The 10,478-nt window shown below is 69.2% G+C and carries 12 protein-coding genes; 6 read left to right on the forward strand and 6 right to left on the reverse strand.

Annotated features, from left to right (window positions below):
- Both VFU06_11300 and VFU06_11305 read left to right on the forward strand, forming a co-directional pair.
- Nucleotides 1-573, forward strand: a 573-nt coding sequence (locus tag VFU06_11300) for an aminotransferase class V-fold PLP-dependent enzyme (protein HEU5209966.1), incomplete at its 5' end; no start/stop codon positions are given.
- Nucleotides 542-889, forward strand: coding sequence for a nucleotide pyrophosphohydrolase (locus VFU06_11305; GenBank protein ID HEU5209967.1), 348 nt, complete (start codon nucleotides 542-544; stop codon nucleotides 887-889). The genes VFU06_11300 and VFU06_11305, both read left to right, overlap by 32 nt.
- Nucleotides 890-948: 59 nt before the next feature.
- On the opposite strand, the gene VFU06_11310 is transcribed toward VFU06_11305, so the two are convergent.
- Together VFU06_11310 and VFU06_11315 are read right to left on the reverse strand one after the other, a co-directional pair.
- Nucleotides 949-1,515: an NUDIX hydrolase gene (locus tag VFU06_11310; protein HEU5209968.1), complete on the reverse strand. Its 567-nt coding sequence runs from the start codon at nucleotides 1,513-1,515 to the stop codon at nucleotides 949-951.
- The gene (locus tag VFU06_11315; GenBank protein HEU5209969.1) at nucleotides 1,512-2,534 is read right to left on the reverse strand and encodes a zinc-binding dehydrogenase; all 1,023 of its coding nucleotides are present in this window, start codon (nucleotides 2,532-2,534) and stop codon (nucleotides 1,512-1,514) included. Before VFU06_11315 ends, VFU06_11310 begins: the two co-directional genes overlap by 4 nt.
- A gap of 90 nt (nucleotides 2,535-2,624) precedes the next feature.
- Here VFU06_11315 and VFU06_11320 point away from each other — a divergent pair, with 90 nt between their 5' ends.
- The 3 genes from VFU06_11320 to queE are packed head-to-tail and all read left to right on the forward strand — an operon-like array spanning nucleotide 2,625 to nucleotide 4,729.
- Complete coding sequence (locus VFU06_11320) at nucleotides 2,625-3,074, forward strand: hypothetical protein (protein HEU5209970.1); 450 nt, start codon at nucleotides 2,625-2,627, stop codon at nucleotides 3,072-3,074.
- A 2-nt stretch (nucleotides 3,075-3,076) separates the two neighbouring features.
- Nucleotides 3,077-4,018 carry a proline dehydrogenase family protein gene (locus VFU06_11325; protein HEU5209971.1) on the forward strand — a complete coding sequence of 314 codons (942 nt, stop codon included), beginning with the start codon at nucleotides 3,077-3,079 and terminating at the stop codon, nucleotides 4,016-4,018.
- A gap of 30 nt (nucleotides 4,019-4,048) precedes the next feature.
- Nucleotides 4,049-4,729, forward strand: a complete 681-nt coding sequence (gene queE, locus VFU06_11330) for a 7-carboxy-7-deazaguanine synthase QueE (GenBank protein HEU5209972.1) — start codon at nucleotides 4,049-4,051, stop codon at nucleotides 4,727-4,729.
- Here queE and VFU06_11335 read toward each other — a convergent pair whose 3' ends face one another.
- Together VFU06_11335 and VFU06_11340 are read right to left on the reverse strand one after the other, a co-directional pair.
- Nucleotides 4,730-7,036 (reverse strand): hypothetical protein, encoded by a 2,307-nt coding sequence (locus tag VFU06_11335; GenBank protein HEU5209973.1) that lies wholly within the window; start codon nucleotides 7,034-7,036, stop codon nucleotides 4,730-4,732.
- Between the two features lie 34 nt (nucleotides 7,037-7,070).
- Nucleotides 7,071-7,397, reverse strand: a complete 327-nt coding sequence (locus tag VFU06_11340; protein HEU5209974.1) for an HNH endonuclease signature motif containing protein — start codon at nucleotides 7,395-7,397, stop codon at nucleotides 7,071-7,073.
- A 125-nt stretch (nucleotides 7,398-7,522) separates the two neighbouring features.
- Here VFU06_11340 and VFU06_11345 point away from each other — a divergent pair, with 125 nt between their 5' ends.
- A complete protein-coding gene (locus VFU06_11345) occupies nucleotides 7,523-8,131 on the forward strand; it encodes a CoA pyrophosphatase (GenBank protein ID HEU5209975.1) in 609 nt (202 codons plus the stop codon).
- A gap of 90 nt (nucleotides 8,132-8,221) precedes the next feature.
- On the opposite strand, the gene VFU06_11350 is transcribed toward VFU06_11345, so the two are convergent.
- Entirely contained in the window at nucleotides 8,222-9,346 is a 1,125-nt protein-coding gene (locus VFU06_11350; GenBank protein ID HEU5209976.1) for a thiamine pyrophosphate-dependent dehydrogenase E1 component subunit alpha, read from the reverse strand.
- A gap of 341 nt (nucleotides 9,347-9,687) precedes the next feature.
- The gene (locus VFU06_11355) at nucleotides 9,688-10,149 is read right to left on the reverse strand and encodes an HIT family protein (GenBank protein HEU5209977.1); all 462 of its coding nucleotides are present in this window, start codon (nucleotides 10,147-10,149) and stop codon (nucleotides 9,688-9,690) included.
- Nucleotides 10,150-10,478 lie beyond the last annotated feature (329 nt).

The raw sequence follows: 10,478 nt of genomic DNA on the forward strand, positions 1-10,478 counted from the left end.
GGACAGGTGCCGTGCGACGTGCGGGCCGCGGACGCGGACATCTTCATTGCGGGACCGCTCAAGTGGCTCATGGGCGGGCCGGGGCTGTCCTACCTCTACGTGCGCGACAGCCTGGTCCGCGAGCTGGAGCCGCAGTGCGCCGGATGGTTCGGCGCGCGCGACCAGTTCGACTTCGACACGCGCCACTTCGAGTTCCGCGACGATGCCCGCCGCTTCGAGCTCGGCACACCTGCGCTGCCCACGGTGCACGCCGCGCTCGGCGCACAGGAGATCGTCGACGAGATCGGCATCACCAGCATCCGCGCACGCAATGCGCAGCTCACCGAGATGCTGATCGAACGGGTGCGCGCCGACGGCTTCGAGGTGCGCTGCGCGCAGCAGGCAGCCCGGCGCTCCGCGATCGTCATGGTTGCGCACGACGAGCCCGCGGCCGCCGTTGCACGACTCGCTGAGCGCGGCATCATCGTCGATCATCGGCCTGGCTACGTCCGGATCTCGCCGCATTTCTACAACACCGAAGAGGAAATCGAGCGCGTCACGCATGAGCTCGCAGCCACCCGTCACCCTGCGTGACGCCCAGCAGGCGGTCGACCAGTGGATCGGCCGATTCGCCGAGGGCTACTGGCCGCCCCTCTCCAACCTGGCCAGGCTCATCGAGGAAGTCGGTGAGCTCGCCCGCGAGCTGAACCACCGCTACGGCCACAAGCCCAAGAAGCCCGGCGAGCCCGAACAGGACCTCGCCCTGGAGCTCGCCGACATCCTGTTCGTCCTGATCGCCATCGCCAACGAACAGAAGATCGACCTGCAGGCCGCGTTCGAGCAGGTGCTCGAGAAGTACCGGACGAGAGACGCGGACCGCTGGACCACGAAGCCGCCTCCGGAGCAGTGACCGCTCGCTCGGGTGCTGCCACGTTCCGCCGCGCGCCTCGCTCGCCAGGAACGACACGATCATCCGTATCGGGACGTGCCACCAGCACTTCGCCAGAAATACCACGCGGCGATGGCCGACACCGACGAGATCGACCCCTTACCGATGAGGCCGTCGACCTCATTCTCCCCCACGAGCCGCACCCGGATCACCTCGCCGGCATCCTGGTCCTGCGAGCCGTCCGGTATACACCGCTCCAGCCGGACGATGTGCAGGCGGCTCGTCTCGATCGCGGGGTCCAGGTCGGCCATGCCGATCACGGAACCTCCTGCTGCGCAGTAACCCGTCTCCTCCTCCAGCTCACGCATCGCTCCTGAAACCGGGGTCTCGCCCTGGTCGAGCACGCCTGCGGGAAACTCCAGTGAGAGGCGACGCACGCCGTGGCGGAACTGCTCCACCATGATCAGCCTCCCATCCGGTGCGTGCGCAATGACCTGCACGCAGTCGGGCCGGTCGACGACGTCGAAGTGCTGCACGGAGCCGTCGCGCGGGGACCGCACCGTGTGGCGGCAGACCCGGAACGCACTGAACTCGCCCACCACACTCGCGTCGAGCAGCGTCCACTCGAGATCGTCCTGCCCGCTCATGGCTGCAGCACGATCTTGCCGAACGCGGCGCCTTCCTCGAGCCGCTGGTGCGCGGCGGCGGCGTCGTCGAGTCGCATCACGCTGTCAACGACCGGCCGCACCGCACCCTGCACCACCAGCGCCATGGCCGCGCGGAACTCCGTCGGCGTCGACATCGTGGAGCCGAGCACCTCGATCTGCTTCCAGAACACCAGGCGCAGATCGAGCTGTGCGGTCGGGCCAGTCGTCGCGCCGTAGACAACCAGGCGACCGCCGCGCGCCAGTGCCCGGACGTTCTTCTGGAAGAATGCTTCGCCGACGCTGTCCAGGATCACGTCCACGCCGCGCTTGTTCGTTTCACGCCAGACCTCGCGCGAGAAGTCGACCTGCCTGCGGTCGTACACGACGTCCGCGCCGAGTGTGCGCACGCGCTCGGCGTGCTCCGCCGTGGTCACCGCGTAGACGCGTGCGCCCATGTGCTTCGCGATCTGGATTGCTGCCGTCGAAACGCCACCGGACGCGCCGGTGATCAGGACCGACTCACCCGGCTGCAGCCGCGCGCGCGTCGCCAGTGCCCGGTACGCGGTCAGTGTTGCGAGCGGCGCGGCGGCGGCTTCGGCGAGCGGCAGCGAATCCGGCACCGCGAACAGGTTGGCGGCGGGGACGACGACGTATTCGGCGAACCCGCCGTCGGTGTGCTCGCCGAGGATCCGGAAGCGTTCGCAGAGCGGCACGTCGCCACGCGCGCACCACTCGCAGGCGCCGCAGCCGAGCGACGGGTCCACGACGTAGCGGGCAGAGGCGTCGAGCCCGGTCACGGCGGCCCCTGCCCTGTCGATCCGTCCGGCCACGTCCGAGCCGCCGATGTGGGGCATGGTGGTTTGGATCGGCAGCCCGCGTCGCACCCACAGGTCGAGATGGTTCAGCGCCGCGGCCTCGACCCGCAGCCGCACCTCGCCCGGGCCGGGCTCCGGCACGGGCACCTGCTCGATTCGGAGGACGTCCGGCCCGCCGTGCTCATGGAAGAGTGCCGCTCTCATGGAACGTGTCATGGCTGCTACTCTACCGGCGTGCAACCGCTGGCGCCACCGCTTACCTTTGGGCCATGAAACTTGCCGTGCAGGAGCATCATGAGTGACGAGAACGGGAATCTGTACGAGCGACTCGAGCGGGACGCGCTCTTCTCCATGCCGGAGGACGACGCCGATGAGGAGGAGCTGGACGTCGTACGCGCGCTGACCGGGGCGGAGGTCGAAGCCACGGACCTCACCCTGGGTGGCTACATCGAGATGCACGACCGCGTGCCGGCCTTCGAAGGCTCCGACGGGCAGCCGTACACGGTCGATATCGAGGTCGAGGAAACAGGCGACGCCGAACGGCCATGGGTCGCCTTTCTCATTTTTCTTCGCTGGGCCGCGACCGGCGCCGGCATCATGGGACACCTGGAGTCCGGCGACGTTGCTTCCGGAGCTACGGAGGCTGCAGCACGCCAGGCCGCCAGTGAGCTGACACTGTACGAGATCCGGAGCGAGCTGGACGCCGCGATCGAGAGGCGCCGCGAGCTCGAGAGGGAAGACTGACGATGCGTGATTTTCTCATCATGCTGAGCGAGAGCTCGCTCGCTCGCTCGTTCACGATGCACGCGCCGGGCGCCCGGACGGTCGCGCGCCGGTTCGTCGCCGGCGAGACGATCGAGGAAGGCATAGCAACCGCCCGTGCGCTGAACCGCGCGGGCATGAAGGTGACGCTCGACTACCTGGGCGAATCGGTCTCGAGCCGCGAAGAAGCCCGCCAGGCCGCCGACACCTACCTGCGCGTCATCGACCGCATCGCGGCGGAGAAGCTGGACGCCAACGTGTCGCTCAAGCTGACGCAGATGGGGCAGGACATCGACGAGACGTTCCTGCACGAGAACGTGACGCGCGTGTTCGATGCCGCGCGCTCGCACGACATGTTCGTGCGGCTGGACATGGAGTCGAGCGCCTACACGCAGCGGACCATCGACTACTTCCGTCGTGTCTGGGATGAAGGCTACACCAATGTCGGCATCGTGCTGCAGTCCTACATGCGGCGCAGTGAGCAGGACGTGAAGCTCGCGAACGAGCTGGGCGCGCGCGTCCGGCTCTGCAAGGGCGCGTACGTCGAGCCGCCCGAGGTCGCATACCAGGCGAAGACCGAGGTGGATGCGAACTTCGTCGCGCTCATGAAGCTGCTGCTCTCCGACGGTACGTACCCCGGGATCGCCACGCACGACGAGAAGATGATCAACGCCACGCGCGCCTGGGCGGAAAGCCACCAGATCCCGAAGGATGCCTTCGAGTTCCAGATGCTCTACGGCGTGCGCCGCGACCTGCAGGAACAACTGCAGAGTGCCGGGTACAGGGTTCGGGTGTACGTACCCTTTGGCGGCGCCTGGTACCCGTACCTGATGCGGCGCATGGCCGAGCGGCCCGCGAACATGTTCTTCATCGTGAAGGCCGTGCTCCGGGAATCGCCGCTCGGCTTCATGTTCAACGGGAAGTAGCGGCGGCCTCGCGGCCTCGACGCCGGAACCATGACCGAGCAGTCTGCAGCACCGTTCCTCCGTGTCACGGAGATCTTTCATTCCATCCAGGGCGAGAGCACCTGGGCGGGCGTGCCCTGCACGTTCGTCCGGCTGACCGGCTGTCCCCTGCGCTGCGTGTGGTGCGACACGGAGTACGCATTCCACGGCGGCGAGAAGATGACGCTCGACGCCATCGTGGAGCGCGTGCGGGAGATCGGCACGCCGGTCGTGGAGCTCACGGGCGGTGAGCCGCTGGTTCACCGCAACGCGTTCGTGCTGGTCGAGCGGCTGCTGGATGCCGGGTTCACCGTGCTGGTCGAGACGTCCGGCGCACTGGACGTCGCGCCGCTGGATCCGCGCGCGCACAGGATCATGGACCTCAAGTGTCCCGGTTCGGGCGAAAGCGCCCGGAACCTGTGGAGCAACCTCCAGCACCTGACGGCACGCGACGAGATCAAGTTCGTGGTCACGGACCGCGCGGACTACGAGTGGGCGCGCAGCGTGATCCGCGAGCATGGCCTGGACGATCGTGTCCGCGCGGGGACACTGCGCGCCCTGCTGTTCTCTCCCGTATGGGGGGCCGTGGAGTGGCGGGACCTGGCCGAGTGGATCCTGGAGGACCGGCTGCCCGCGCGCTTCCAGCTCCAGCTCCACAAGCTGGTCTGGGGCGCGAACGTGCCGGGCGTGTAGCTACTGCACCACCGCGAAGGGGGCGTCGGCGCAGTCGCGCTGGATCCGCGCGAGCCGGAACACGTCCTTCGGCAGCTCCTCACGCACGACTGACAGCTCCAGCACGGACTCCGCGATCGGCGTGAGCAGCTCGAGCGTGCCCTCGTCCAGCTCGACGGGCGGCCAGGGCGCGCCGTAGAACGCGCGCATCATCCAGGCCTTCCCGCGCGGACCGGCAATCTGCTCCGCCTGCGCGAGGGCGATGCCGCGCCCCCGTGCCGAGGCGGCTTCGCTGACCAGCGTGCGACGCGCTTCTTCCAGTGCCCGGTCGTGCGACGCCGCAGGCGCCCGGCAGACCCACTGATCGATCGCGCTGAACGCATCGTCGCGCGCCTGTGCGACTGCAACGACACGCACCGTCCCGGCACTGCCCGTTTCCAGGCTGAGCGGAGCGAGCGCGTTCCCGCTCGCATTGTCATCGGCCTCGAGCACGTGCCGCACGAGGTCGTACGGCGTCAGCGCGCGGGCCGTGCCGTACGTGCGCATGAACCACTGGCGCGTGCGCGGATAGACCGGCGCGACCTCGTCCAGAATCGTCATGAGCGCGTCACCCGCGCTGCCACTCACGTCCGGCGGCCGAACCGTGCCGTAGCCGGTCAGGATGTCGTCCTGCACGCTCGACAGGTACCCGTTGCTGCGGCCGTTTTCTGCGAGTGCGACGGCGACGAACCAGTCGATGCTGCGAGCGAACACCTCGGCCGGCCGCGTCGCATGCACCGCCGGCTCACCCGGCCGCGGCGCCTCGAGCAGCCCGCTCGCGAGATCCCGCAGATGCATGGCGAGCCGGTCACCGCGGCCGCGCGTCGCGCGATCGCTCGCGTAATCGCCGCGAACACGGTAGCGCCGCAGCGCGACCTGCCAGTCGAGATCATGCGCGACCTCGTGCGCAATGGTGCCGGCCGCGGTCGGCGGCGGCAGCAGCAGGCGACGCCGCGACGGATCGTGCATAGCGAGCGTCGGCACGTTCTCGGGACTGCTGCCGAAGTGCACCCGCAGCCCGCTCACGTCGAGCGCGGGCATGACCAGGCGCAGGTCCGCAAAGGCCAGGTCGATCATGCGACGCAGGTACGGCCGCCACGTAGCGGGGATCGAATCCGAGTACGTGATCGCCGTGATGCCGTAGCGCTCCGCCAGCTCACGCGCGGACGGACCACCGAAGCCGGGGAACCACACCGGCTCCTGCGCATAGCTGCGCAGCCCGACGGCACCCGCAACCGCCGCGAGCGCGGGAGCGATGTCGTGGGGACCCGCCGATACGAGCAGTGAAAGCTCCGCGGCAAACGCCTCCTCGTCGACGGCGCTCTGCATGAACTCCGTGCGCGCCGCGCGTTCCGCCGCCGAGACCCACGGCTGGTCCAGCAGCTCGCGCCGGTACATGCGCGCCGCGATCGCGACCGGCGCCTGCGGCGGCGTCTCCATGCTGTCGCCGATGGCGATGAGACGCTGCGCGGCGACGTCGCTCAGCAGTGACCCCTGCGCATGCTCGTGGGAGTGCGACTCCTGCGGTCGCAGCGGCAGCTTGCGCAGTGCTTCGGCCAGCCGGGGCGCGAGTGTCATCGCGGACCGCTCGCGATCCGGTGCGGACGCAGCCAGCTGCGGCTGCTCGACGCGGAACAGCCGATCCTGCCGCCAGCGACGCATCAGCTCGAAGGCCGGCACGCCGGACGCCTCCGAGGCCTGCAGCAGCTGCCGGACGTCCTCCGCGGCGAGGGTACGGTCGCGCACGAGCGCCGCTGCCTGCGCGGCGAGCTTGGTCGCACCCGGCGTGAGTGAGCCCTCCGCACTGGCGAGTGCATACGCGAGGCGGACGGCGAGCTCACCCGTGCGCGGATCGGGCGACTCCGAGATTGCGTCGGTAATCAGGTCGAGATGCGCAGCGCCGCTGCCGGGTCCTCCCGGCTGCGAAAGCCGATCGAATGCGCGCGGATCGATCTGGTAGCTCTGCTGCTCCAGCGTCTTGCGCAGGATCGCCCACGCGACACGCTCGCGCACGGGCGGCGCGAGGCGCGGATCGGCGAGCGCGTAGTCGGCAAGACGGAAGGGACTGCCCAGGCCGAGGCGCAGCCGCTCGAGATAGCCCGCCGCGATCACCGACTCGTCCGACGGCTGCGTCGTGCGCGCCTCCTCGATCCACACCGCCGCCGCCGCCGCACCCTCGTCGAGACCCTGACGCACCTCGCCGCTGAACCGGTCTGCATCGCTTTGCGCGCAGCCGGCGGCGCCGATCGCGAATGCGATCATCATCGTGCGTCGCAGGAGCCTCTTCATCGAGTCCGTAGCAAGTTGTCAGTTCGTCGCGACCCTAGCTGCCGCGGCGCGATTGCAGCACCGCCGCCTCTTCGATCGCCCGTCGCAGACGCGGCCAGACACCCGTCGCGAGTGAGAGAAACGTCTCCCGCTTTTCCGGGTATCGCGCGAGGTAGCGCCACGCCGCTTCTCCACCCTTCTCCGTGTTGCAACTGCGGCAGCACGTCACGAGGTTGCCCTCGGACTGATCACCACCGATGCGGAGCGGCTCGACGTGGTCCAGCGTCAACTCCACGGCAGGAAACGATCCGCCACAGTAGACGCAGCGGCGCCCGTAACGATCCAGGATGCGCGCGCGCATGCGCGGAGTCGGTTTTGCCACGGATTCTACTACACTGACGGCGCGCGGATGCTCCCTCGCAAAACGGTCCAGAGCCGAGGGTTACGGACTGCCGGCCGCCCGGGAGGAGAGCACAAATTGCGGGGCGTCGGAAAAGGATGTTCCAGATGAATCGCGAGCCGGATGACGCGCGGCTGGTCGCACTGCTGCGCGCGTTCGAGCAGCGGCCGGCCGCGGCCGCGCCGCGCCGTGCACAGGACCGCGAAGCCGCAGTCGCACTGGTGCTCCGTCCGCGCGACGAGCTCGAGATCCTGCTCATCAAGCGGGCGGAGCGCGAGACCGATCCGTGGAGCGGCCACATGGCGCTGCCGGGCGGCCGTCGCGCGCCCGACGACGAAGACCTGCTCGCCACCGCCGCCCGCGAAACGGAGGAGGAGACGCACCTGCCGCTCGCGCGCGTCGGCACCCTGATCGGTCGGCTGGACGACGTCGCGCCCGGTAACCCGCGCCTGCCGCCCATCGTCATCTCACCCTTCGTGCTCGCCGTGCCACCCGGCTCGCTCGCGCAGCCGGACGGGATCGAGGTGGATGCGACGCTCTGGGTGCCGCTTTCCGCCCTGCGCGAAGAAAACGCCGTCTCCGAGCTGCTGATCGAGCTGGGCAACGGCGAGAGCCGGAGCTTCCCCTCATTGCAGTACGGCGAGTACGTGATCTGGGGATTGACGCACGCGATCCTGACGTCGTTCCTGCAGGTGGCGGAAGGGGCAGGGGTGTAGCGGACGTGCCCGAGGGGCCAGGGTGTGGACGTGCCGGAGGGCCGGGGGTGTAGCGGACGTGCCGCAGAGTCGTGTGCTCTGCGCCGATTCCTACGACGGCAGCCGCGCCGCCAGCCCCGGCTGGCGTACGCCGTCGCTGAAGCCGGGGAGTTCGCATTCGGGGCCCGCCGGCATGCGATCGTTCCGGGACTGCAATGCCTCCTCGATCGCGGCCTCGATCTCCGCAGCCACGCCCGCTTCGATCGCTTCCAGCCGGGAGCGCGCGATGCCCTCTTCTTCGAGATAGGCCTCGTACATCCCGATCGGATCGCGCGCACCCCAGAAGCGGAAAAGCTCGGGCGCGAATGTGCGGCGCGCCTCCGCCTCGTCGTGCGTTGCGTGACCACCCATCCGGAAGGTCTCCACGATCATGAGCGACGCGCCGTCGCCGGCACGCGCGCGCTCGGCAGCGATACGCGTCGCCGCATAGACGTCGAGCACGTTGTTGCCGTCCACCTCGAAGCCGTGCAGCCCGTACATCCGCGGCCAGGCCCGGAAGTCGCCACCCTGGTGCTGGTCGACGCGCGTGCCGAGTGCGACCTGGTTGTTCTGGACGACGAAGATCGCCGGAACGCGGAGCACGCCGGCGAGGTTGAGCCCCTCGTGCGCCATCCCGGTCTTGGTGGAACCGTCGCCGACCCAGGTGAGCGCCACCCGCGGCTCGCCGCGCTGCAGAAACGCCAGCGCCACCCCCGTCACCAGCGGGACCGTCTCACCGACGTGCGAGATCGGCGCGAGGATGCCGCGCGCCAGGTCGCCGATGTGCCCGTCATGCCCCCGGTTCGGGCTGTCCGCGGTCGCCAGGTAGCCGCACAGGCACTGGACCAGCGGCATCCCCATCTCGTGCAGCGCCCCGGCATTCCGGATCATGGGACCCACGACGTCGCGCTCCCGGTCCAGCGCGTGTACGCCGCCGATCGTCACGGCCTCTTCGCCCGTGCCGAGCCAGGCCTTGGAGATCACCCCCTGCCGGACCCAGCGCTTGAGCGCGTAGTCGTGCAGCCGGAAGCGGACCATGCCGGCGTATAGTGCGAGCAGCGTGTCCTCGTCCAGCGAGCCGACGACCTCCGCCCGCGCAGGATCGGAGTGGACGCGCTCCCGGAACGCCCGGACCAGCGCCGGGTCGGCCGTCCAGTCGAGGTACTCCGGGGGATCGAAGATGGGGCTCCGCTTCATGGGAGCGAAGCTAATCCGGAAGGTCGCGGCGCCGCCACTGCGGCGTGGGCCGCGGTACGCGACTGCGGGGCGCGGAGCGTGTCACGGGTTGCGGCTACCCGATCTGCCGCTCCGTCTGCAACTGTTCGCGGAGATTGTTGGTGCGTTCGCGGACCTTGTTTGGTGCGGGCCTACTGCGAATTTCTCGGTGCGGGCGCCAGGCGCTCGCAGGCATGCAGAAATGCGCCACACACGTCTCACTCTGTGCGGATCCACCAACAATCTCCGCGAACAGTTGCATATCGGCCGCGGGGAGCAGTAGACGGAGCAGAAGACGGCCCGCTCGCCGGCCCCTCGCCCCGTCAGCCGTTCAGCGCCCCGACCCGCTCCTTCTGCCTGTCCTGCAGGGCCCTGCTGATCCGGGCGGCGGTCACGTCCAGCTCTTCCCGCTGCGGGATCGGCGCGCCCTCCATCGGCAGCTGCAGCGCGAAGGGCTCGCCCTCCTGCACCGGAATCATGTGGAGGTGAAAGTGTGGCACGTCCTGCCCGCCCGCGGCGCCATTGGCGCAGAACAGGTTGATGGCGGGAGCCCCTGTCGCGGAGCGCAGTCCGGGCGCAAGCCGCCGCGCCAGGGCGATGCAGTGCGCGGCGAGGTCTTCGGGCACGTCGAAGAGTGTCTCGTAGTGCTGTTTGGTCGCGATCAGGGTGTGGCCCCGGCTCATCGGCTGGATGTCCAGGAACGCGATCGCGTCGTCGTCCTCGTAAACGAGGCTGACCATCTCTTCCCCGCCGATGATGCGGCAGAATACGCAGTTCTCGTCCACAGCGAGTCCTTTCCCGGCTCGGTTCATTCTCTGGCCTGGGCCGCGCGCACGCACCCTGCCCATCCACCCGATCGCGCGGCCATCCGGGGGTGCCAGCCATGCGAGGGGCGTGCCTGCCCTTGCCCGGTGCGGTTCCCGTGCCATTTTGTCGCGTCCATGGCATGGCAGTCGAGGAGCAATGAGTCACCCCAGCAGTCGCAGTCCCGCCGAAGCGCCGCCCGGGCACGTGTTGCCCGCGTTCCCGCTGGTCCTGCTCGAGCGGGTGCGGGCGCACGATCGTCCCGAGGAGGTCCTGGAGGACGAGGACCTGATGCAGAGCATGCCGCGCC

The organism is Longimicrobiales bacterium, assembly GCA_035764935.1.
GTDB lineage: Bacteria > Gemmatimonadota > Gemmatimonadetes > Longimicrobiales > RSA9 > DASTYK01.

Coding starts and splice junctions, on each gene's coding strand:
- VFU06_11305 (HEU5209967.1), top strand. CDS start 542: ATGAGCTCGCAGCCACCCGTCACCCTGCGTGACGCCCAGCAGGCGGTC.
- VFU06_11310 (HEU5209968.1), bottom strand. CDS start 1,515: ATGAGCGGGCAGGACGATCTCGAGTGGACGCTGCTCGACGCGAGTGTG.
- VFU06_11315 (HEU5209969.1), bottom strand. CDS start 2,534: ATGAGAGCGGCACTCTTCCATGAGCACGGCGGGCCGGACGTCCTCCGA.
- VFU06_11320 (HEU5209970.1), top strand. CDS start 2,625: ATGAGTGACGAGAACGGGAATCTGTACGAGCGACTCGAGCGGGACGCG.
- VFU06_11325 (HEU5209971.1), top strand. CDS start 3,077: ATGCGTGATTTTCTCATCATGCTGAGCGAGAGCTCGCTCGCTCGCTCG.
- queE (HEU5209972.1), top strand. CDS start 4,049: ATGACCGAGCAGTCTGCAGCACCGTTCCTCCGTGTCACGGAGATCTTT.
- VFU06_11335 (HEU5209973.1), bottom strand. CDS start 7,036: ATGAAGAGGCTCCTGCGACGCACGATGATGATCGCATTCGCGATCGGC.
- VFU06_11345 (HEU5209975.1), top strand. CDS start 7,523: ATGAATCGCGAGCCGGATGACGCGCGGCTGGTCGCACTGCTGCGCGCG.
- VFU06_11350 (HEU5209976.1), bottom strand. CDS start 9,346: ATGAAGCGGAGCCCCATCTTCGATCCCCCGGAGTACCTCGACTGGACG.